The sequence below is a fragment of the Gardnerella sp. DNF01205 genome (genome assembly GCF_049244135.1).
GTDB classification, from domain to species: domain Bacteria; phylum Actinomycetota; class Actinomycetes; order Actinomycetales; family Bifidobacteriaceae; genus Bifidobacterium; species Bifidobacterium leopoldii.
Window position 1 is genome coordinate 792,071 of the sequence record NZ_CP058378.1, and the last position, 23,176, is coordinate 815,246.

At 40.6% G+C, this 23,176-nt stretch carries 13 protein-coding genes and 2 tRNA genes; 9 read left to right on the plus strand and 6 right to left on the minus strand.

Annotated features, from left to right (window positions below):
* Positions 1 to 196 precede the first annotated feature (196 nt).
* From HXT47_RS03415 to glgX, 4 genes are all read left to right on the plus strand, one after another.
* Complete coding sequence (locus HXT47_RS03415) at positions 197 to 985, plus strand: ANTAR domain-containing response regulator (protein ID WP_421788828.1); 789 nt, start codon at positions 197 to 199, stop codon at positions 983 to 985.
* A 78-nt stretch (positions 986 to 1,063) separates the two neighbouring features.
* Positions 1,064 to 4,141, plus strand: coding sequence for a DNA polymerase I (polA, locus tag HXT47_RS03420; RefSeq protein ID WP_004106991.1), 3,078 nt, complete (start codon positions 1,064 to 1,066; stop codon positions 4,139 to 4,141).
* 21 nt (positions 4,142 to 4,162) lie between these two features.
* Positions 4,163 to 5,047, plus strand: a complete 885-nt coding sequence (locus tag HXT47_RS03425; protein ID WP_004119313.1) for a Nif3-like dinuclear metal center hexameric protein — start codon at positions 4,163 to 4,165, stop codon at positions 5,045 to 5,047.
* A gap of 81 nt (positions 5,048 to 5,128) precedes the next feature.
* Positions 5,129 to 7,258, plus strand: a complete 2,130-nt coding sequence (gene glgX, locus HXT47_RS03430; protein ID WP_032835386.1) for a glycogen debranching protein GlgX — start codon at positions 5,129 to 5,131, stop codon at positions 7,256 to 7,258.
* Positions 7,259 to 7,364: 106 nt separating this feature from the next.
* Here glgX and HXT47_RS03435 read toward each other — a convergent pair whose 3' ends face one another.
* A complete protein-coding gene (locus tag HXT47_RS03435; RefSeq protein WP_004119320.1) occupies positions 7,365 to 8,468 on the minus strand; it encodes a hypothetical protein in 1,104 nt (367 codons plus the stop codon).
* Between the two features lie 184 nt (positions 8,469 to 8,652).
* On the opposite strand from HXT47_RS03435, the gene HXT47_RS03440 reads away from it, so the two are divergent.
* Both HXT47_RS03440 and aroA read left to right on the plus strand, forming a co-directional pair.
* A tRNA-Pro gene (locus tag HXT47_RS03440) sits at positions 8,653 to 8,726 on the plus strand.
* An 81-nt stretch (positions 8,727 to 8,807) separates the two neighbouring features.
* Positions 8,808 to 10,169 (plus strand): 3-phosphoshikimate 1-carboxyvinyltransferase, encoded by a 1,362-nt coding sequence (aroA, locus tag HXT47_RS03445; protein ID WP_064340547.1) that lies wholly within the window; start codon positions 8,808 to 8,810, stop codon positions 10,167 to 10,169.
* 77 nt (positions 10,170 to 10,246) lie between these two features.
* Here aroA and HXT47_RS03450 read toward each other — a convergent pair whose 3' ends face one another.
* The 3 genes from HXT47_RS03450 to HXT47_RS03460 all read right to left on the minus strand — a co-directional run bounded on the left by HXT47_RS03450 (position 10,247) and on the right by HXT47_RS03460 (position 16,074).
* A complete protein-coding gene (locus tag HXT47_RS03450) occupies positions 10,247 to 11,476 on the minus strand; it encodes an acetate/propionate family kinase (protein WP_004106960.1) in 1,230 nt (409 codons plus the stop codon).
* Between the two features lie 150 nt (positions 11,477 to 11,626).
* Positions 11,627 to 13,333, minus strand: coding sequence for a phosphate acetyltransferase (gene pta, locus HXT47_RS03455; protein WP_004111340.1), 1,707 nt, complete (start codon positions 13,331 to 13,333; stop codon positions 11,627 to 11,629).
* 263 nt (positions 13,334 to 13,596) lie between these two features.
* Positions 13,597 to 16,074, minus strand: coding sequence for a phosphoketolase (locus tag HXT47_RS03460; protein WP_004111342.1), 2,478 nt, complete (start codon positions 16,072 to 16,074; stop codon positions 13,597 to 13,599).
* A 401-nt stretch (positions 16,075 to 16,475) separates the two neighbouring features.
* Here HXT47_RS03460 and guaA point away from each other — a divergent pair, with 401 nt between their 5' ends.
* From guaA to HXT47_RS03475, 3 genes are all read left to right on the plus strand, one after another.
* Positions 16,476 to 18,038, plus strand: coding sequence for a glutamine-hydrolyzing GMP synthase (gene guaA / locus HXT47_RS03465; protein ID WP_004106945.1), 1,563 nt, complete (start codon positions 16,476 to 16,478; stop codon positions 18,036 to 18,038).
* Between the two features lie 518 nt (positions 18,039 to 18,556).
* Positions 18,557 to 19,945 carry a PTS ascorbate transporter subunit IIC gene (locus tag HXT47_RS03470; RefSeq protein WP_004106942.1) on the plus strand — a complete coding sequence of 463 codons (1,389 nt, stop codon included), beginning with the start codon at positions 18,557 to 18,559 and terminating at the stop codon, positions 19,943 to 19,945.
* Between the two features lie 210 nt (positions 19,946 to 20,155).
* On the plus strand, positions 20,156 to 20,887 hold the full coding sequence (locus tag HXT47_RS03475) for a GntR family transcriptional regulator (RefSeq protein ID WP_004106937.1): 732 nt from the start codon (positions 20,156 to 20,158) through the stop codon (positions 20,885 to 20,887).
* 99 nt (positions 20,888 to 20,986) lie between these two features.
* On the opposite strand, the gene HXT47_RS03480 is transcribed toward HXT47_RS03475, so the two are convergent.
* Together HXT47_RS03480 and HXT47_RS03485 are read right to left on the minus strand one after the other, a co-directional pair.
* Positions 20,987 to 21,074, minus strand: a tRNA-Leu gene (locus tag HXT47_RS03480).
* Positions 21,075 to 21,188: 114 nt separating this feature from the next.
* Positions 21,189 to 23,144, minus strand: a complete 1,956-nt coding sequence (locus tag HXT47_RS03485; RefSeq protein ID WP_421788829.1) for an FAD-binding protein — start codon at positions 23,142 to 23,144, stop codon at positions 21,189 to 21,191.
* Between the last annotated feature and the right edge of the window lie 32 nt (positions 23,145 to 23,176).

The window sequence follows — 23,176 nt, forward strand, 5'->3', positions numbered from 1 at the left end:
GCGCGTCTTGCAATTCTTATGATATTATTAATTGACACGAACATGGTGCGCGTGCGGTATTTTAATGACTTGCAAATTGTGTTATGATGCGCAATTTCCACTAGTGTTTGTGAGTGTGCCGTTGCGTGAGCGCCATGTTAAAGATGCATGGTGATGTTGCCCTGTGAATGTGTGGCAATGAAGTGAGGTTTTGAATATGCCAGGTATGGATGAAAATGAAGGGACAGAGCCAGCGATGCTTGAGGTACTTACTGATGATGAGCTGCGCAAAGCTGCAGATGATGAAGCTGCTCAGCGAGAATCTAAAGAAAAGAAAAACAATCATATTCGTACTGTGGTAGTTGCAGAAGATGAATCAGTTAATCGTATGGATTTAGTGGCAATGCTTGAAGATAACGGATATCAAGTTGTAGGTCAGGCTGCTAACGGTCAAGAAGCTATTGAGTTGACGCGTGAAAATCATCCAGATGTTGTATGCATGGATGTTAAGATGCCTGTTATGGATGGCATTACCGCCGCTGCAACAATCTGTGATGAGAATATTGCTCCTGTAGTAATGCTCACTGCTTTTTCACAGTCAGATTTAGTAAAACAAGCAACTGGTGCTGGAGCGATGGCGTACGTTACTAAACCGTATGAAGAATCTAAACTTCTTCCTGCTTTGGAAGTTGCTATGGGTCGCTTTAGCGAGATCAACGATTTATTAGATAGTGTTGAACGTGCAGAAAACAAGTTACACGATGCTGAAGATCAGTTGAAGAAAACAGAAGAAAAGTTGAAGAAAGCTGAAGATACTTTAGAAGAACGTAAGCTTGTAGATCGTGCTAAAGGTCTTCTTATGGATAAGGCTGGATTCTCTGAACAGGGTGCTTTCCGCTGGATTCAAAAAACTTCTATGGATCAGCGTATCCCTAAGAAGCGTCTTGCAATGGCTATTATTGCAAAGTATAGCGATGATAAAGCAGAATCTTCATCTGAAAATTAGTAGGGTTATATTTATTCATTTTTATATAACTGCATAGTTATTTATTAGTAATTACGGAACGTGGGTGAGTAGTCAACAGTGAATACCGACATCGTTGAAGAACATTCTTCGGAACTTAAGAATGAGAAAGGAACGTTGTTGGTTGTCGATGGCCATTCTCTTGCGTTCCGTGCTTTTTTTGCAATATCTGCAGATAATTTTTCTACTCGCTCTGGGCAAGCAACAAATTCCATTTGGGGATTTATTACTATGCTTTCGCAGGTTGTAAAAAAAGAGAAGCCTGACCGCTTAGCTATTGCTTTTGACGTTAAAGGTGGAACTTTTAGAAATACTATGCTTCCTCAATATAAAGGTACTCGTGATGCTGCTCCGCAGGAGCTTCTTTCGCAGCTTCCTATTATTCAACAGATGCTTAAAGCTCTTGGTATCACTTATATTGAGAAACCAGGTTATGAAGGTGATGATGTTATCGGCACCCTTGCAACAATGGGAGCGAATGCCGGTTATAGAACTTTGGTACTTTCTGGCGATCGTGATGCATTCCAACTTATAGATGACAATATTACTGTTTTGTATCCAGGACAGCATTTTAAAGATTTAAAAGAAATGGATAAGGATGCTGTTTTTGAAAAATATCATGTTACGCCTAAGCAATATCCTGATCTAGCAGCGTTAAGAGGAGAAACTGCAGATAATATCCCAGGAGTTCCAGGTGTTGGAGATGGGTACGCTGCTAAATGGATTAATCAATTCGGCAGCCTAGAAAATATTATTGAACATTCGAATGAGATTAGCGGTAAAAAGGGAGAAGCTTTAAGAGAAAATATTGATCAAGTTCGTTTAAACCGTAAAGTTAATGCTTTAGTTTGCGATTTGGATTTAGGCGTAACTGTAGATGATTTGTGCTTTGGTGATGTTGATGCTGCAAAATTAGGAATCTTGCTGTCTCAACTTGAATTTGGCGAATTAAAAAAGAGAAAGATTCTCAAAACTTTTAGCAACGGTACGCAACAATCTATTGAAAATAATATGCGTATAATGTTTTCGTCTACGTATGAAGGTAATGCTAATAACGATGAGCTAGTTCAAGGTGATCAATCAAATATTGACGCAGAAAATTTTCAAGAAATGCTAGCAAGCATTGACTTGCATCATGTTAAAACTGTAGAAGACTTTATTAATTGGGAGAATTCCGTTTCTTCTTTACTTTATACAGAAATAAAGAAAGATTCAAAAAATACTGAAGATACTTTCGACCAACTAAGTTCCGAAGAAGAGAATTTTGAAGAATTAAGTTCCGAAAAAATTATAAATAATTCTCGTAAATGTGCCGAACCTATACTGAAAAATCAAGAAGTTGTAATATACGCTCATGAGTGCAAGAAGAATTCAAAACATCATTTTGAGTTGACTGCAGATTCTTTAATAATTCTTGTTGCTCATAAAGCTGTGTTATTGTACGCGTCTGATTTGCAATCGGCAGATCGAGCTTTGCTCGAGATGTTGCGAAAGTTCTTGCAAAAAAATTCTTCAATAACAGTATTGCATGATTATAAAAAGCATTTGGGATTGCTAAAATCGCTAAAATTATTCGATTCGAATAATTCATTTGGCACTCCACTTCTTGATACTCGATTGGCATCATATTTATTGGAGCCTGATTTTCGAGCTGAAACTTTAGAAAATATGGCTGAACATTATTTAGATATTCAGTCAGATGAAGATAATTTGGGTGAAAATGAAGCTAAGCAGGGTGAGCTCGATCTTCTTATTGACGATGAAACGCCAGCCAGTGAAGAAGAAAATAATGAAAAGCAAACTCAAGCGCGTGAAGCTAAATTCTTAAGAACTGCGCTTCTTATTCGTCTTTTGGCTCTTCATTTTGCTTCAACACTTGATGATAGAAAACAAACTGGTTTGATGACTGATTTGGAAATGCCTATTTCGCGAGTTTTGCGTGGCATGGAAGACGTCGGTGCTGCAGTTGATATGCAACGTTTAAGTGGTATGCTTAAGCAATTTTCTGCAGATGCTGAGTTCGCGCAAAATATGGCTTGGAAAGTTGCAGGTAGTTCTGTTAATTTACAAAGTCCTAAGCAGTTGCAGCAAATACTTTTTGAGCATTTTGGTCTTAAACCTACTCGTCGCACAAAGAATGGCTCGTACACGACTAATGCCGAAGCTTTGCAAGCTATGTACGTTAAACTCGATCCCGAAGAGCCTGCAAGTCAATTCTTGGGCGCCTTACTTAAACATCGCGAAACTAATAAATTGAAGCAGATTGTGCAAAGTTTAATTGATGCGGCTCATTATGATGATAGGCGCATCCATACAACTTTTGAGCAGACTATTGCGGCAACTGGTCGTTTAAGTTCTGCTGATCCTAATCTCCAGAATATTCCTAATAGGAATGCTGCTGGTCGTGAGATTCGTGCTGCTTTTATTCCAGGAGAAGAATTTGAATATTTAATGAGTTGTGATTATTCACAAGTTGAGCTTCGTATTATGGCTCATGCATCTCATGATAAAACTCTTATTGAAGCATTCCGTTCCGGCGCAGATTTTCATAAATATGTTGCGAGCTTAGTTTATAAGATTCCTGTTGAACAAGTAACGCCGGATCAACGTTCTCATGTAAAAGCTATGAGCTATGGATTAGCATATGGATTGAGTACTTATGGACTAGCCAAACAGCTTTCTATTAGTCCGGCTGAAGCTGAAATGTTGAAGAATAAGTATTTTGATACTTTTGGCAATGTTCATGACTATCTGGAATCTCTTGTGTCAAAGGCAAAAGAACTTGGATATACAGAAACTATGTTTGGTCGACGTAGGTACTTCCCGCAGCTTTCTTCCAATAATCGTGCATCTCGTGAAGCTGCTGAGCGCGGAGCTCTTAACGCTCCAATACAAGGTACTGCCGCAGATATTATGAAACTTGCTATGCTTCGTGTTGATTTGGGATTGCGTGAAGCAAAAGTTCGTAGCCGAGTAATATTGCAAATACATGATGAATTGATTTTAGAAATTTCACATGGTGAGCAAGAGCAGGTAGAAAATATTGTGCGTAAAGCTATGGAAAATGCTGTGCATCTAGATGTTCCTCTTAATGTTTCTACTGGAGTTGGTGTAGATTGGCAACTAGCAGCGCATTAACACTACTTAAAGGTAGAAGAAATGATTAGATTAAGCAAAGTAATTGAAGCTATAGAAACATTGTACCCATTGAGCTTTGCTGAAGAGTGGGATGAGCCTGGTCTTATTGTTGGAGACTTGAATTCCCAAATTCAGCGAATCGTATGTGTCAGTGATCCTACGATTAGCGCAGTTGATCGAGCGTTATCAATGGGTGCCAACCTATTAGTGACTCATCATCCGCTATTTTTCAAAGCTGTGCATGGAGTTTCAAACGAAACTGTTCGTGGCGAAATTGTACAGCGTTTAATTAGTAATAATTGTGCGCTATGGGTTGGCCACACTAATGCGGATGTCGCGTGGCGTGGAGTTGCTCATGCTGCGGCAGAGTATTTTGGTCTTCATAATTTGCGTCCAATTGTTGTTTCTAAACAGATCGATTCTGCTGGACGTAACATTGGCTTAGGCAGAATTGGTGTTTTGGATGTGCCAATATCATTGCGTGATTTTGCGCAAAATGTTTTTAACGTTCTTCCTCATACAAAAGTTGGTGTTCAAGTTGCTGGAAATCTTGATGCGAAAGTTAGTACAGTAGCTGTTTTGCCTGGTTCTGGGGAAAGCTTGTTAGATGAAGTTCGCAAGGAAAAAGTTGACGTATATGTTACAAGCGATTTGCGTCATCATCCTGCACTTGACGCAATTGAGCGAGCTAAATATGAATCGAAACTGCGTCTTTCTTCTGGTGAAGATTACATTCAACACACATATCCTATGATTATTAACACTTCTCATAGTGCTATTGAGTCATTGTGGTTTACTTATGCGATTAATGATATTGCTGACTGCGTAGAAGAAATGTATGGAGAGCGTCCAGAAGTTGCTTGGTTAGGTGAAGCTTGCGATCCATGGAATTACGTTATTAATTGAGGCTTTCATTTAAAATTCAAGCTTTTTTAAATAACGTCAACATGACGTGAAAACTACTCGAATATATGAGATACTTATATTATGCATATACGACCAGGTTCCATGTATCCGCTTGGCGCAAACTATGATGGCGCTGGCGTGAATTTTGCGCTGTTTTCCGAAGTTGCAAAGCGCGTTGAATTATGTTTATTTGATGAGCATGATAATGAAACACGTATCGATATGACTGAGCAGAACTCATACGTGTGGCATAACTATGTTTCAGGCATACAGCCTGGTCAGCGTTATGGTTATCGTGTTCACGGACCCTATGATCCTTCTCATGGTTTATGGTGCAATCCTCATAAGTTGTTGCTTGACCCATATGCCAAGGCGATTGAAGGAAATATAGACGGTGATGAGAGTCTTTTCTCGTATTGGTTTGATAATCCAGATGATATTTCAGCAATGAATACTTTGGATTCTGCGGATCATACGATGAAGGCTGCAGTTATTAACCCGTATTTTGATTGGGGTAATGATCAGCACCCTATGATTCCGTATCATGATTCTGTTATTTACGAAGCTCATGTTCGTGGAATGACTAATCTTGATAAACGTGTTCCTCCAGATATTAGAGGCACTTATGCTGGACTTGCACATCCAAGCGTTATTTCTTATTTAAGGAAGCTTGGTGTTACTGCAATAGAATTGATGCCTATCCATCAGTTTGTAAACGATTCTTTCTTGCAAAATAAAGGATTAAGTAACTACTGGGGATACAACACTATTGGTTTCTTCGCTCCTCAAAATTCTTATTCCAGTTCTGGTCAGCGCGGAGAGCAAGTTAACGAATTTAAGTCAATGGTTAAGGCATATCATGCTGCAGGCATGGAAGTGATTCTAGACGTTGTCTACAATCACACTGCTGAGGGCAATGACCGTGGTCCTACTTTGAGTTTCCGTGGTATTGATAATCGCGCATATTATCGTCTTGTAGATAATGATCAGCGTCATTATTTTGACACTACTGGTACTGGTAATTCCTTACTTATGCGTTCTCCAAAAGCGTTGCGGTTAATCACAGATAGTTTGCGTTATTGGGTAACTGAAATGCATGTCGATGGCTTCCGTTTCGATTTAGCAGCAACTCTTGCGCGTCAGTTCCAAGAGGTAGATAAACTTTCTGCATTCTTTGACATTATTGAGCAGGATCCCATTATTTCAAGTGTGAAGCTTATTGCTGAGCCTTGGGATATTGGTGTTGGTGGATATCAAGTTGGTGGATTCCCTCCAAGTTGGTCTGAGTGGAATGGAAGATATCGCGATTGTGTTCGCGACTTTTGGCGCTCACAACCATCTACATTACCTGAATTTGCTAGCAGGCTTATGGGTAGCTCAGATTTGTATGAGCAAAATGGACGAAAGCCTGTAGCTTCCGTGAACTTTATTACAGCTCACGATGGCTTCACTATGAATGATTTAGTTAGCTATAACGAAAAGCATAATGAAGCTAATAAAGAAGGCAATTGTGATGGTGCAAACGACAATCGTTCGTGGAATTGCGGTGTTGAAGGACCTACTAATATTCACGATGTTAACGAATTGCGTGAACGTCAAATACGCAATTTGTTCTCAACTCTTTTGATGAGCCAGGGCATTCCTATGATATGCGCTGGTGATGAAGTCATGCGCACGCAAAATGGTAATAACAATGCTTATTGCCAAGATAACGCTATTTCGTGGATAAGTTGGGATTATAACGAAACTCAGCGAGATATGTTCGATTTCGTTTCTAAGCTTATTCACCTGCGTTTGAAGCACCCTGTGTTGCATCGTCGTCGTTTCTTTACGGGTCGTTCTGCTGGAGATGATGTAAGCGATATTCCACAAGTTGAATGGCTTGACCATAACGGTACTGTTATGGATATGGAGGACTGGTCAAATACTCATGCTTTATCTGTGATGATTTATTTGAATGGTTCGGATATTCCAGAAACTGACTGGTATGGAACGAGAATGGTTGATAATGACTTTATTCTTATTTTTAATGCGCATTATGAACCTATTACTTTTACTTTGCCAGATAAACGTTATGGTGAGAAGTGGAAGTTGATTGTGGACACATATAATCCAAAGGGTCCGGAATTGTTATATGAAGCAGGATTTAATATTGTCGCACAATCTCGTAGTTTCTTGCTTCTTATGAGCGAGCATAAGCCAGAATGTTGAGTATTATGCTTTATTCGTAAAGAAGTTCGTGACCTGTAAAAACTAAAAGCAGCGCAGAAATTTAAGTTTCTACGCTGCTTTTGTTAGTTTAATTTATCTTTTGTTCTTATTCTATTTGTGCTTTTGAGCTTCTATTTAATATTAAAGCTTGATTTATTTTTGATTGAAGACGATCGCTTTGCATAGCCGCAACTTGTCGTGAAAATACAATAATCCATCCAAGAAATAGCAGACATGATAATGCTTCAACATTTGTAAGAGTATTATTTCCATGTACCCACTGATTTCCTGCCCACGCAGTAAGAATAACCGCTAAATCGGAAGCAATATAGAATGTGCGAGAAAGCCTAGGAGCAAGCCATGGAAGGCAAACAAGCATTGTGCAAATTAATCCTGTCACTCCTCGAGCACATAAATCATGTAAGAAAGGATGTGGCGTGTATCTAAAAGTTCCTATTCCAATAAACGATATTCCTCCAAGAATCAGCAAAGCTGCCATAACAGTTGTGCGCATCTTGAAGTGTTTAATCAGTTTTTGGTTATTGTGTTGTAGCATTTCGTGCTGTGTTGCAACGAATTCAGTAATAGCAAAGTAGCTCGTTATGATAATGCAAATTCCTGACAAAACAAGTGTTGCATTAAACATACTAGCTGCAAATGTTGTGCGGTCTCCAAGTTGAGAGAAATTATTGTTATACCAGTACGGATCATCTGTCGTAAGACCTGCAGTTGCAGCTCCAGAAATAACGAATAATGGCAGGAGGGAAGCCACAGTTTTAGCTTCAAGAAGTTCAGCTTGAATAAGAGTTGCGTATCCAACTATTCCAGATAAAGCTGAGCATAATACTGGTAAATAGCTGTTCATTGCCGCTCTGCCAATAATGCTATTAATAATAGATAGCAAAGCAAAAGACATAAGAAACATCGTTGCGCCGTAAATCGTAGAAAGCGCTGTTATTTCAAACGCGTGCTTAGCTACTCGAATTAAGTGATGGCTGATAACTTTTTTATTTGTACGCAAGTATCCAACAATAAAAGCGCCTACGCTGCACAAAGACACAATAGTTGAAGCTGTAAGGAATAATCGCTGGCTAATTTGCCAAAATGCTGGCATTGTTGCCATATACATTCTCATAATAATCATTCCACAAGCTGCACAAACTATGAATGATATTAACCCCATTGCCTCTGTTCGCTGGAAGCGTCCCATACTTAGCCCCTTTTTCTTTAAACTAATTCTATTGTATCGTTTGGTGGCTAGTAATGAGTTTTGTTAGTCGAATTTTGTAATGAAGAAAAAATTTTCATAATACGTGTGTCGTAATTTGCATTTGTCTGCAAAGTGCGCTATTGTAATTGATTGTGCTTGGAACTGGTAATCAGTTCAAAAGCCTCGGGGTGTAGCGCAGTTTGGTAGCGCGCCTGCTTTGGGAGCAGGATGTCGCAGGTTCGAATCCTGTCACCCCGACTTTTTATATCTAATGAAATATGCGTATTTTTGCTTTTTATTCTTATTTAACAGTACATGTCAATCGATAGTATTCATAGTATGAGTGGTATTAACGATATTGCAGATTGCACTACTTTTTGGAAAGCGCCGTATGCTAATCATCAATTAAAAGCTTATATTGAGGTTCCTGGAAGTAAATCTTTGTCGAATCGTTATTTAATTTTGGCAGCTTTGGGCACAAAACCAGTAGTTTTACAAGGATTATTGCGCTCGCGCGACACGGAGCTTATGATTAGCGCTTTATCTACATTTGGCGTTAGATGTGAGTCATTAAATGAAGATGGAACTAAGCTTCGTGTAATTCCTCCAGAAGACGGAGTTTTTAGGATTCCAGATAATGCTGAAGTGTATTGTGGTTTAGCTGGAACTGTAATGCGTTTCGTTGCAGCTTTAGCTTTATTTGCAAATAAAGCTGTGCGATTTGATGGCGATAAGCAAGCTTATGCGCGTCCTATGAAGCCAGTTCTTGACGGTTTAGAGCAGCTTGGTGCTCGCGTAGAGTATCAAGGAGAAGAGGGTTTCTTACCTTTTACTATTACGCCACCTTCAGTCGAATTTAAAATAAATAATTTTTCTGAAAAAATCGTGCAAATTGATTCTTCTTCATCATCACAATTTATTTCTGCGATGCTTCTAATTGGTTCACGTATACCTGGAGGCTTAAGTCTTAAACATATTGGTGACACATTGCCAAGTATGCCGCATATTCGCATGACTATGGACGATATTTGCAAAGCGGGTGGGGTTGTAAATATGACTAGCAACGCAATGTGGCATGTTAAAGAGAGCAAAATAGCTTTATCTGATACTGTTACTATAGAGCCTGATCTTTCTAATGCTGCGCCATTTTTAGGAGCATCATTGATTGCTGGAGGAAGTGTCAGTATACCTAATTGGCCGTTTTCTTCAACTCAACCTGGAGGATTGCTTCCTGGAATATTAGAGAAAATGTGCGCAAAAGTTAGTTTTGAAAAAACAAGCGATGACGCTGGAATAATGCATGTGGAAAGCGATGGTTCGATTAAAGCAATTCCGTATCTTGATTTGAGTGCAGCAGGAGAGATTGCTCCTAGTATTGCAGCTATTCTTGCTTTTGCGGACGGTCCGAGTGAACTTCATGGTATCGCGCATTTGAGAGGGCATGAAACGAATCGTTTGCAAGCTTTAGTTAATGAATTGAATCGAGTTGGGATTGGTGCTAAAGAGCTCGAAGATGGCATTCGTATTGAGCCAAGTAATCATATGCATGGGGAAGTAATGGAAACTTATGCGGATCACAGAATGGCAACTTTTGCTGCAATGCTTGGATTACGCATAGAAAATATAAGAATCAAAAATATTTCTACTACTCGCAAAACGATTCCTGATTTTCCAGGAATGTGGCATAGAATGCTTGAATAATAAATAATCCCGAGCCTTTTTGACCCGGGATTATTCATATTTATTTATTTTGTTCTACGCCGTTAAGCGCAAACAATTTAGTGCTCAAACTTGTTGCCGTAGCTATCTTCACCAGCTTCAGCAATGGTTGCAGCCTTGCGCGCAATAGCCAACTCTTCGTTCGTTGGAATCACAGCAATAATCACAGAGCTGTCTGGAGTGGAAATAACGCGTGGCTCCTTAGAACGAACCAAATTCTTTTCCTTATCGAGCTTAACGCCGAATGGCTCAAGCTTTTCGCATACGCGAGCGCGCACAATTTCGTCGTTTTCGCCGACACCAGCTGTGAAGGTAATGACATCAACGCCGCCCATTTGAGCAGTATAGTTGCCAATATAACCAACAATGCGGTGCACGTATACGCCGAGAGCGAGCTTAGCGTTTTCATCGCCTTCTGCGATGAGCTTGTGAATATCACGCAAATCGCCATGACCAGTCATACCCATCATGCCTGAACGCTTGTTGAAGAGAGTGTCAAGTTCGTCCACGTTCATGTGAGCGTTGCGAATAAGGTGGAATACTACAGCTGGGTCAATATCGCCAGTGCGACCGCCCATCATCAAGCCTTCGAGTGGGGTTAAGCCCATAGAAGTTTCGACTGGTTTTCCAGAAATCTGAGCAGAAGCAGAAGCACCGTTACCAATGTGCAAAACAATCTGCTTCAAACCTTCTGCAGGCTTACCGACAACGCTTGGAACAACAGAGCCAATGTATTCGTGAGAAGTGCCGTGAGCACCATAACGACGAATATGATAGCGATCTGCGATTTCCTTGTTCAAAGCATAAGTTGCTGCAACCTGTGGCAAATCATGGAAGAATGAAGAATCGAATACCATAATTTGTGGAACATCTGGCAAAAGTTCAGTCATGACTTCAGCGCCAACAGCTTCTGGACCGTTGTGAAGTGGAGCCAAAACTGCCAAATCCTTAACCTTATTGATTGTCTTTTCATTGACTAATGCAGGCTTAGGGAATGTTAAGCCACCCTGAACAACGCGGTGACCGACAGCAACAATGCCAGACTCTGAAAGCTTTGGACCATATTCTTCGAAGAATCCAAGTACGCGTTTCAAGCCCTGCTCGTGATCGTGAACTGGCTCATTGAACTCATGCTTTTCGCCATTGAATACGTGCTTGTAGTGGCCGTCAACTGGCTCGCCAATCTTCTCAACGATGCCGGAAGCGATGCCTTCACCGCTTTCCAAGTCAACGAGTTGATACTTAATCGAACTGGAACCAGAATTGATAACAAGAACGGTTTTTGCCATGTGGGCATCCTCCATAAGTATTGATAAGGCTTATAAATTGCCACGCTCTAGTTTAGCGTTAAGTTCCTACAAACTTAAAGATATTGAGTGCAATGCAATACCTCAAGGTTACGTACGCACTGTGATGCTGTTTTAGGAGCTTTATTATGTTTATTCTGATTGTGCTTCTAACGCGGTTAAAGCAACGGTATTAATAATATCTTGTACTAAAGCTCCTCTAGACAAATCATTTACAGGCTTATTTAATCCTTGCAAAATTGGACCAACAGCCAGTGCTCCGCTAGAGCGTTGCACGGCTTTATAAGCGATATTTCCTGCGCATAAATCAGGGAATACAAATACATTCACATGACCAGCAATACTATTATTTTTTGCTTTTGCTGCAGCAACTGTAGGAGACCATGCTGCATCAAACTGTATAGATCCAACAATTGCTAAATCAGGTGCTTTTTCTTTCGCAATGCGTGTTGCTTCCTCTACAGTATCAACATCTGGCCCTTTTCCTGAACCAAGCGTTGAATAGGATAGCATTCCAACTTTAGGGTTGAGTCCGAAAGTCTCTGCAGTGTGTGCAGACTGAATAGCAATATCAGCAAGCTGTTCTGCACTAGGATTTGGGTTGATTGCACAATCTGCAAATACAGATACGTGATCTTTGAAGCACATAAGGAATGCTCCAGAAACCAGCTTAGAACCAGGCTTAGTTTTGATAACTTGAAGAGCAGGACGTACAGTGTTAGCGGTTGAATTAACTGAACCAGAAACAAGACCGTCTGCTTGACCTAGTACTACTAGCATGGTGCCGAAGTAGCTTGCATCTGTTAATTGTTCACGCGCTTGCTTTTCTGTCATTCCTTTCTTTGCTCTTAATTCGCAAAGTTTTGTAATCATATGGCTTAGCATTGCTTCATCGTGCATAGATTGGAAACTAGCTTTGCAAAGAGAATTGAGATTTAGTTCTTCTGCTCGAGCAAGAATAGATTCGCGTTCTCCAATGATAATTAGATTTACAATATCACGTTCTAGCAAATAGTTTGCTGCTTTAAGAATACGATCTTCTTCTCCTTCCGGAAGAACTATAGTTTTCTTATTTTCTTTTGCTTTCCCTAATAAACTGTATTGGAAAGCATAAGGTGTAGTTGGAACTTTAAATGGTTGGTGGAGAGCATTAAGAACATCATTTTCTCGAACGCAATTTACGAATGTTTCTAATGAAGAATTTTTAGTTTCTTCATCTATTGGTGGCAAAACCCATAATGGAGTTTGGCTTACTCGGGATGCTTCGTCGTTTGAGTTTGCATAATTCCTAGAGCTATAGTCACGCATTAACTCAGCTCCAAGTTCTGGATCGCAGTTTGTAACAAATACTCCTAAAACTTGTGTGCATGATTTAAGAACGCAAGCATTTGCAGAATCTATAGTTTGTAAAATTTGTTGTGAGTTTCTGCCTTGAGCTGAAACTGTGAGAAAAACAGGTGATGCCAAGTCAGCTGCAACAGTTGCGTCGAAAGAAAACAGTTCTGGATCATATGCTGGGTTTGCGTCACTAGAAACAATAATAGAAGCTTGAGCAGAGGTGGATTGCAACAATTCGTTATAGCGCGCAACGATATCTCCTCGCACTGTGTCTTTATTTGTTCTAACTATTTCTGGAGTTGTTGCAATAACTTGCTCTAATTTCGTTGAAGTATTTGTGATACCCAAAAGTTGTTTAGTAAAAGTGTCATTTGGTTGAGCGCATGGACGAAAAACAGTAGTGCTGTAGTTATTAGACAGAATATGTGTTATTCCGAATGCAACAGCATTTCTGCCGTACATATCTTCGTTGCCGATAATTGTTACATTAATATGCGACACGATGCGTTCTCCTTTGATACTTCGTGTTACTGCTAGGTTTATATTGTTAATGTAAGTTTTGCATTTTGCAATATAAACAAACTTTTTCTATTGTACGGCTTATCTATGTTGTACACGCACAAAATATTAATTATAAATGTAATTTATTTTGCATATAACTAGTTTTATTGCATTGTTTGTTTTAATACACAAAACGGGAGCCAATCTTTCGATTGACTCCCGAAATGTTTTAGCTAACCAATTTTAGCTTTATCAGCTTAAAACTACTCGTTATCGCCTGCGGTTGCAGCGGTAGCGGTGACAGCGCCTGGCTTATCGGTCTTAACGCCTGGCCATACCCAATCGGTGTAGTCTGGGTGATCAAGACCCTTGTCGACTGCATACTGGAAGGCTTCGAGGCGGAAGTCCTCGAGCTTCTTGATTTCGTCGGCATACTTAGCGGCGTCAACCATGCGCAATGCTTCAGCGGTAAGCTCGTAACGATCCATGTCGTTCACACGAACCATATCGTATGGCGTTGTGGTGGAGCCCTGCTCCTTGTAGCCATGAACGTTGAAGTTATCGTGGTTTGGACGATCATAAATCAAGCCGCGAACGTCATGTGCATAGGAGTGATAAGCGAAGAGGACTGGCTTGTCAGCAGTGAAGAGCTCAGTGAACTCTTCGTCAGTCAAAGCTTCGTTGTTTTCCTTAGCGGACTGCAACTTGAGCAAGTCAACAACGTTAACAACCTTGAACTTAACGCCAAGCTTGTTCAACTTGTCGGCAGCTGCCATCAATTCCTGCTGTGGAACATCGCCAACACCAGCGAGAACAACCTGAACTTCGTCATTGTTCTTAGCGTTGGAAGCCCACTTCCACTCAGCAGCACCCTTCTCGAGCTCTTCGCGAGCTTCGTCGAGAGTCAACCAAGTAGCAGCTGGCTGCTTACCAGCGAAGATAGCATTAATCATGTTGGTGGACTTGTAAGCCTTTTCAGCAACAGCAAGCAACATGTTGGAATCTACTGGGAAGTAAATGCCGATTACGTGATCGTTGTTGAAGGTCTTGTTCAAGAGCACGGAGGTTACGCCTGGATCCTGGTGCGAGAAGCCGTTGTGATCCTGACGCCATACGTGAGAGGACACCAACAAGTTCACAGAGGAGATTGGCTTACGCCATGGGATCTCACGAACGGTAGCCTCAAGCCACTTTGCGTGCTGGTTCAACATGGAGTCGATAACGTGTACGAAGGACTCGTAGGAGCTCCAGATGCCGTGACGACCGGTGAGCAAGTAACCTTCGAGGAAGCCTTCCATCTGATGCTCGGAAAGCTGCTCGGTGACCTGACCGGTAACAGCCATGTGCTCATCGACTAAGCCGGAGAGATAGCCAGCATCCCACTGCTTGTTGGTTACTTCGTAAGCAGCCTGCAAACGGTTGGAAGCAGTCTCATCTGGTCCGAAGATACGGAAGGAATCTGGGTTGTTCTTGATGATGTCACGAGTGTAAACGCCAAGACGACGGGTAGCTTCGAGCTGACCCCAGCCGTGACCGAATTCCTTAACTTCCTTGACTTCGTAATCCTCAAGCTTTGGAAGCTTCAAATCTTCACGAATACGACCACCGTTGGCGTTTGGATTTTCACCAATGCGGAGTTCGCCCTTTGGCATGAAGGAAAGAACGTCTTCCTTCACAGCGCCCTTTTCATCGAAGAGCTCTTCAGGCTTGTAGGACTTCATCCAGTTCTTCAAAACCTCGAAGTGAGCTTCGGTATCGCGAGCAGATGCCAGTGGCACCTGGTGTGCACGCCAAGAACCTTCGGTCTTCTTGCCATCGATGAACTTCGGGCAGGTCCAACCCTTTGGAGTGCGGAAGATAATCATTGGGTAGTAAGGACGAGTTACATCGTTAGTCTGAGCCTCAGCCTTAATATCGCAAATTTCATCGAAGATAGTTTCGAACATGTCAGCAAAGCGACGGTGGATGGACATATGATCCTCATCGTCGAAGCCAGCAACGAACTCGTATGGTTCATAACCCATGCCGTGGAAGAACTCATGAAGCTCCTCATCGGAAATACGGGAAAGAATTGTTGGGTTAGCGATCTTATAGCCGTTCAAGTGCAAGATTGGAAGCACGATACCATCGGTACGTGGGTTCACAAGCTTGTTGGACTGCCAACCGGTAGCCAAAGGACCGGTCTCAGCTTCACCATCGCCAACGATTGCTGGAACGAACAAGCTTGGGTTGTTCATAACAGCGCCGTAAGCGTGAGAAAGTGCGTAACCAAGCTCGCCACCTTCGTGGATGGAACCTGGGGTTTCAGGAGCGAAGTGAGAAGGAATACCGCCTGGGTAAGAGAACTGACGGAAGAACTTCTGCAAACCAGCTTCGTCCTTAGTAATCTTTGGATAGTACTCAGTGTAAGTACCGTCGAGGTAAGACTGAGCAGTACCAGCTGGACCGCCGTGGCCTGGACCCATGATAATCACGGTGTTCTGCTGGTGATCAGCGATAAAACGATTAATGTGGCCGATAAGGAAGTTAAGACCTGGAGTGGTGCCCCAGTGGCCCACCAGACGATGCTTAACGTCTTCGCGAGTGAACGGCTCCTTCATTAGAGGGTTGCTGCGAAGATAAATTTGGCCGATTGCAAGATAGTTGGCAACGCGCCAGTACTTGTCTACGCCTTCGATAGCTGCCTCGGAAACTGGAGCGTTTAGCTTCTTCCAAGGTGTGCCAATAACAGGACTCGTCATGTGTACTCCTGTACTCAAGCACTTTTCAGTGCAATTTGATCATTACCATTTGGTTATAGAGACTGGAAAACAAATGTATTACAGCTCTTTTTCCATCCGTTTCAGTATAGTGCCAGCGTCTGACTTTTGTTCGTTTGGTTACTTCTTCGTGCATTTGTGTTGAAAAAATGTGTGATTATGTGCGTAAAAAATGAGCCATTTGTATAGATTATGTTATATTTAATGTTCATTTTATACTTTATAGTTAAGCGTTTCGCACAAAAATCTACCAACGTTATTTGCAGTGTTAGACTGTACGTGTAACTTTTGTGTTTAATTTTCGGCGTTTTGTAATTACGTAACGTCGCAAAGTTTCACTATTATAAGTTGAATCGTGTTAGAACTTATATATAAGGAGAATCATGGCAAAAGGACCAGTGCTTGTCGTTGATTTTGGCGCTCAATATGCTCAGCTTATTGCTCGTCGAGTGCGCGAAGCAAATGTGTATTCAGAACTTGTTCCTCACTCTATGCCAGTTGACGAAATGCTTGCTAAGGATCCTCAAGCTATTATTCTTTCAGGCGGTCCTGCTTCTGTTTATGAACCAGGTGCTCCTGACATTGATCCAAAGATTTTTGAAGCAGGTGTACCGGTTCTTGGTATTTGCTATGGCTTCCAGGTAATGGCTCATGAGCTTGGTGGCGATGTCGATAAAGCTGCACTTGGTGAGTATGGCAAGACTGCTGCAACTATTGATGATTCTGAAGGTTTACTTTCCGGATCCCCATCTGCGCAGAATACTTGGATGAGTCACGGTGTTGCTGTTAAGCGTGCTCCAGAAGGTTTTACGGTTTTGGCTCACACAGAAGGTGCTCCAGTTGCAGCAATGCAAGACGAAAGTCGCAAACTCTACGGTGTGCAATGGCATCCAGAAGTTAAACACACTCCATTGGGTCAGGAACTTATATCTACATTCTTACATAAGTGTGCAGGACTAGATAATAATTGGAATCCTTCTAATATTATTGAGGATCAAGTTGCTAAGATTCGTGAAGAAGTTGGCGACGCGCAAGTTATTTGTGGTCTTTCTGGCGGCGTAGATTCTGCTGTTGCTGCAGCATTGGTACATAAAGCAATTGGCAATCAGCTTACTTGCGTTTTTGTTGACCACGGTTTGCTTCGTAAAGGCGAAGTTGAGCAGGTTAAGCATGATTTTGTTGAAGCAACAGGCATTAAACTTATTGCAGTTGATGCAGAAGATGACTTTTTGAACGCACTTAAAGGCGTGAGTGAGCCGGAGCGCAAGCGCAAGATTATTGGCGAAAAGTTTATACGCACTTTTGAAAAAGCTCAGCGTCAAGTTATCGAAGAAGCTGGAAAATCTGGAGCAGAAGTTAAGTTCCTTGTGCAAGGCACGCTTTACCCGGATGTAGTTGAATCCGGTGGCGGTGATGGTGCTGCAAACATCAAATCTCATCACAATGTTGGAGGTTTGCCAAAAGATTTGAAGTTTAAGCTTATTGAACCTTTGCGTACTTTGTTTAAGGATGAAGTTCGTGCTATTGGAACTGAGCTTGGACTTCCAGATGAAATTGTTTGGCGTCAGCCATTCCCAGGACCTGGTTTAGGTATTCGTATCGTGGGCGAGATTACACGCGAACGCTTAGCTGTTCTTCGTGAAGCAGATGCTATTGCACGCGAAGAGCTTTCTAAAGCTGGATTGGATCGCGACATTTGGCAATGCCCAGTCGTTTTGCTTGCTGATGTTCATTCTGTTGGTGTTCAAGGTGATGAGCGTACATATGGTTCTCCAATTGTTTTGCGTCCTGTGAGCTCTGAAGATGCTATGACAGCTGATTGGTCTCGTGTGCCTTACGATGTGTTGGCAAATATTTCTACTCGAATCACGAATGAATGCCGTCAAATTAATCGTGTAGTGCTTGATGTAACGTCTAAGCCGCCTGCCACGATTGAGTGGGAGTGACAGTTTTTGATGAGAATTATTGACTGAAATATAAACATATGTTTATACAGTAAAACATATGTTTATTTTCATTAAAAACTGTAATAATTACTGATTTTTATAAAGCACTTCGTGAAAATGGAGTGCTTTTTTCTGTATATTGGTGTGTCGAATTTTCTAAAAACAGGTAAATTTTCGAATTTTATCGATATTTAATGAATATTTTAGTAGTAAATACTGTTGTTTTTAATTGTTTATAATGTTTACGATATAATGAATTTTACATGAAACAACAGTATGAGCTGTAACAGTAGTTGTTGGCTGGGTGTAAAAACTGCTGCTCGTAGTAGCTCTTACTACTTTGCTTCATTGCGGAACCGTGAATTTTGTATGTGTAGTTTTACTGTGCTACGAAACTAATCGTGTATTTCGAATAGTTTCGCCTACGGTATCGTTTGCGAAGTTTGTAAGATATTTTTGCCGCCAATAATTGCGTAAGCCGCTCAAACTATATCGATTAATATGGTAAGGAGAGTTACGTGGACGGCATTCTGTCAGTACTGCTCGATATTTTCAGACAGCCATCTGTTATAGTTGCGCTTATTTCTTTTATTGGGCTTGCAGTGCAAAGAAAGAAATTCTCGGATATTTTGCAAGGATCAATCCGTACCCTTGTTGGTTTTCTTGTTTTAGCAGCTGGTTCTGGAGTTATTACTGAAGCGTTGAATCCATTTGGCAAAATGTTTCAATACGCATTTCATGTGCAAGGCGTAGTGCCGAATAATGAAGCAATTATTGGAACTGTTTTATTGAAGTATGGCTCTGAATCTGCGCTTATTTTCTTCTTTGGAATGATTGTTAATATTATTCTTTCTATTACTTCTCGTTTTAAATTTATCTATTTAACGGGTCACGTAGCTTTCTATATGGCAAGTATGCTTGCTGTTATATTTAATGTTGCTGGTTTTAGCATGTGGGAAGTCCTTTTATGGGGTTCAATTGCTCAAGGATTGTTTACGACAATTTCTCCAGCACTGGTGCAGCCGTTTATGAAAAAAGCTTCAGGCAAAGATGATGTTGCTTTAGGACATCCTGCTGGTACTGGTGTTGCTTTAGGTGCGTTAATTGCAAAGATTACTGCTTCAAAAAAGCGTCCTTCTAAGTCAACTGAGGATATTAAATTCCCAGCAGCATTGGGATTCTTGCGTGATACAACAGTTCTTATCACGCTTTCTATGGCTGTTATTTATATCGTAGTGGCACTTTTTGCTGGATCTTCGTATGTCGAAACACATTTATCTAATGGTCAAAACTCCATTGTTTTCGTTATGTTGAAGGCTGCAACTTTTGCTGCAGGTGTTTATATTATTCTTGCAGGCGTGCAGATTGTTCTTGACGAAATTGTTCCAGCTTTTAAGGGAATATCGGAAAAGCTTGTTAAAAATGCTCGTCCTGCTTTAGATGCACCAATGACTTTTGGCTTTGCTCCTAATGCTGTTCTTATTGGCTTCTTGGCTAGTTTCTTTGGCGGCTTGCTTGGAATGACGTTTATGGCGATTTTGGGAACGACAATTATTATTCCTGGAATTGTTGCGCATTTTATGGCTGGTGGTGCTGCAGGAGTATTTGGTAATGGTCAAGGTGGAATACGTGGTTGCTTGACTGCATCATTTATTAATGGCCTTTTCATTACTTTCCTTCCGTTGTTCCTTTTGCCAGTGCTTGGCAATTTAGGAAGTGCAAATTCTACATATTCTGATGCAGATTATGGCGTATTTGGTGTAATACTTGGTCACGTAAATATTGTCGGTGGTCGTACTGTTCTAATTTCTGTAATACTTATTGCACTAATATTGTTCTATTCTGTTTCGATATTGATGAATAAACGCGATTCTAATAATTTTGAAAAAGTTGAAGAAATAAAATAAGTAAAGAAAATAAAAATACAATTAAATAATTGTGTAGACATAGATTAAATTCTTTTTACTCATTTTCCTATTTGTTTGTACATTTTATGTTAGGGCTGATAGGATAACAGAGTTATTAGTTTTGCATGAGCCGTTGTTACTATGCTGTGTTTTACACAAACTAGTATCAGCGGCTTTTTCATGCTAGCGCTTAGTTAGGGGAGAGTGATAATGGTCGACGGTGTGCCTAAATATATTGCTGTGCGAGATAATCTACGCGCTCGTATTGATTCTATGGAAGCTAACGAACAATTACCTCCTGAAATTGAATTGTGCAAACAGTACAATGTGAGTCGTATCACTTTGAGGCATGCAGTTGATAATCTTATTACTGAAGGATTACTTGTTCGTGAGCAGGGTAGGGGAACATTTCGAGCTTCTTCAATTATTCATACTTATAATCAGGAAGTGATTTCTGATCGCGCGCAAGGATTTTATGAGCAGGCTTATTCTAATGATGCAAAAGTTAGAATAAAAGTTATTGAAAAAGATGTTATTCACGATGAAGATGCTGCTGCTCGTTTAGGTCTTGATCCAGAAGATGAGTTGATATGTTTGAAACGCTTGCGCTATGTTGACGATGTTTTATCGCGTTATAGTGTGATTTATTTGTCTGCTTCGCGTTTTCCTAAAATTTTGACGCATGATTTTTCAGATGATTCGTTAGCTGATTTTTTGTTCAAAGCGTACGCTGTTCAGCTTGTAGAAAATGAGGTGTCTGTGCATGTAGAAGAGCTGTGTGACCGGCTTGCGGCAGTACTGAATGTTGAAGTTGGAACTTCTGTAATTGCAGCTTATTCTACTGTAAAAGATAAGTTTGGCACGATTATTGCTTTTGGTGCAGCTGTTTATACGCCAAATTCTGGCGAGATTCGTTTCCATTTGCATTCAAATGCTGCTTAATTAAATTTTTTAGGGCTAGCTAAGATGATCTTCTTAGCTAACACCTTTTTGCGTTAGAAAACAATAAAACCTTGCTGGCTTTCCAGCAAGGTTTTTTCGTGTCCGGAGCGGGAGTTGAACCCGCACGCCTGTAACAAATAGGCACTAGCACCTCAAGCTAGCGCGTCTACCATTCCGCCACCCGGACAGGTGTTTTAGACAACAGATAAGACTATAACATCTTTTTTTCTTCTTCGCTTCGGCGTGTTGAAAAAATTACGAATTTTCAAAATATTTATATATGAAAATAGTAATAATAGTTTTAAATTATGCTATTTTCAGTATAAAAATCTCCTTTACTATCTTGTTTAAAATCAATAACATTCACTGGCTTTTTTGCCAAGTTTCCATCAAAGTCAATGAACGAGTGTTGTGGCAATGAAGAAATATCATGTTTTGGATAGTCTCTTCTAAAGAAAGCACCTCTAGATTCATGTCTAGCAAGTGAAGATTGTAATACTGCTTTTGCAAGTAGTGACATGTTCTTTATTTCCCATATTGCAGTAATTTCTTGGTTAAAAACTAAATTATCGCTATGAATGTGTAATGACTGAATTTTAGGATCTATAAATTCTTGTATGTCATTGAGTGCTTTCTTAATTGATTGTTCGTCGCATGATATTGCAACAGCGTTTTCCATGATTTTTCCTAAATCTGCAAATAATTTATAAGGATTATCTTCTTCTATTTGTGAAGATTCGTCGTTATAACTGTTGTCTGTAAAATCTGTAACTTGCTTCGCACTCGTTTCCATAAGCTGATTAAGTTCATTATTTCTTTGTTTATATAAGACTTGTAGTGCAACATTACTTGAGATAGTTTTATTGGTTTTGTTCGTTTCGTTCGTTTCATTGATTTCGTTACTGTTAGTTTCATCATCCTTGTTTAAGTTTTTCAATTCTTTTGCTATTGTTGCTCCCGAACGATTTCCAAAAAGGCATGCGTCAAGCAAGGAGTTTCCTCCTAATCGATTAGCTCCGTGCACTCCTACGCATGAGCATTCTCCGGCAGCATATAAACCATAAACAATATTTTGGTTGTTATTTTGCCATCTATATACTTTTCCATCCAAAGTTATCGGTATTCCGCCCATTGTGTAGTGAGCTGTAGGGCGAATTGGGACTAAATCGCAAGTTGGGTCAAGATGAGCATATTTTTCAATAGTTTCTGTAACTTGTGGCAAGTATTCCAACATATTTTCTCGGCTGATATGTGTCATATCTAGCCAAACACAATCGTTATGCGAATTGCTTTGTTGCGTAGTTGTTGAATCGTTTACACCTCTTCCTTCGCGAATTTCTTTGGCAATTGCACGAGAAACAACATCTCTTGGAGCTAAATCTGCATGTACTTCATCGTACTTTTTCATAAAAGCTTCGCCATTTGAGTTCCTAAGCACGCCGCCTTCAGCTCTTGCTGCTTCTGAAAGCAGAATACCAGTATGAGCTAGTCCAGTAGGGTGGAATTGGATGAACTCGCAGTCTTCAAGTTGTAATCCTGCTTTTAAAGCTAAGGCCATGCCGTCGCCTGTTAAATCCCACGAATTGGATGTTGTTGCAAATAATCTTCCCGATCCGCCTGTAGCTAAAAGTAAGAATCTAGACCTTATTGCTCGCAAGTTTCCTGCAGATAAATCAAATGCAACAATTCCTTCAACGCTCATAGTTTGATCGTTTATAGCAACATCTGTTACGTAACAATCTTCAGCAAATACAATATTCTCGGAAACACATTGTTGCCATAAGCTATGCAAAATTTGGTGGCCAATACGATCTGCAGCAAAAGCCGCACGTTCAATTGGATTCTTTCCAAAATTAGCAGTATGCCCACCAAAACGGCGTTGATTAATATACCCATTTTGCGTTCGAGAAAATGCTACGCCATCATGTTCAAGCTGAATAACTGTTTTCGGCGCTTCTTTTGCAAGTAGCTTTGCTGCATCTTGATCGCTTAGCCAATCTCCGCCATGAACTGTGTCATAATAATGCCATTGCCATTTGTCTTGTTCAACATTTCCAAGGCTTGCTGCTATACCTCCTTCAGCAGAACCCGTGTGTGAACGCAATGCTGGCACTTTAGAAATCACTAAAATTGATGGTGTTTTTCCTTCTTTTCTCATACATGCGTATTCTTCGGATTTAATTAATCCTAGTGCTGCAGATAATCCTGCAGCTCCAGCGCCAACAATAATAACATCGTAGTATTCGCTTGATTGCATACTTTTATTTTCTCACATATCTTGTATTGGGC

What these genes read in the sequence shown, in the direction of transcription:
- guaA (WP_004106945.1), top strand. Translation starts at nt 16,476, where the DNA reads ATGGCAAAAGGACCAGTGCTTGTCGTTGATTTTGGCGCTCAATATGCT.
- glgX (WP_032835386.1), top strand. Translation starts at nt 5,129, where the DNA reads ATGCATATACGACCAGGTTCCATGTATCCGCTTGGCGCAAACTATGAT.
- HXT47_RS03475 (WP_004106937.1), top strand. Translation starts at nt 20,156, where the DNA reads ATGGTCGACGGTGTGCCTAAATATATTGCTGTGCGAGATAATCTACGC.
- HXT47_RS03460 (WP_004111342.1), bottom strand. Translation starts at nt 16,074, where the DNA reads ATGACGAGTCCTGTTATTGGCACACCTTGGAAGAAGCTAAACGCTCCA.
- HXT47_RS03415 (WP_421788828.1), top strand. Translation starts at nt 197, where the DNA reads ATGCCAGGTATGGATGAAAATGAAGGGACAGAGCCAGCGATGCTTGAG.
- HXT47_RS03485 (WP_421788829.1), bottom strand. Translation starts at nt 23,144, where the DNA reads ATGCAATCAAGCGAATACTACGATGTTATTATTGTTGGCGCTGGAGCT.
- HXT47_RS03435 (WP_004119320.1), bottom strand. Translation starts at nt 8,468, where the DNA reads ATGGGACGCTTCCAGCGAACAGAGGCAATGGGGTTAATATCATTCATA.
- HXT47_RS03425 (WP_004119313.1), top strand. Translation starts at nt 4,163, where the DNA reads ATGATTAGATTAAGCAAAGTAATTGAAGCTATAGAAACATTGTACCCA.
- HXT47_RS03450 (WP_004106960.1), bottom strand. Translation starts at nt 11,476, where the DNA reads ATGGCAAAAACCGTTCTTGTTATCAATTCTGGTTCCAGTTCGATTAAG.
- aroA (WP_064340547.1), top strand. Translation starts at nt 8,808, where the DNA reads ATGAGTGGTATTAACGATATTGCAGATTGCACTACTTTTTGGAAAGCG.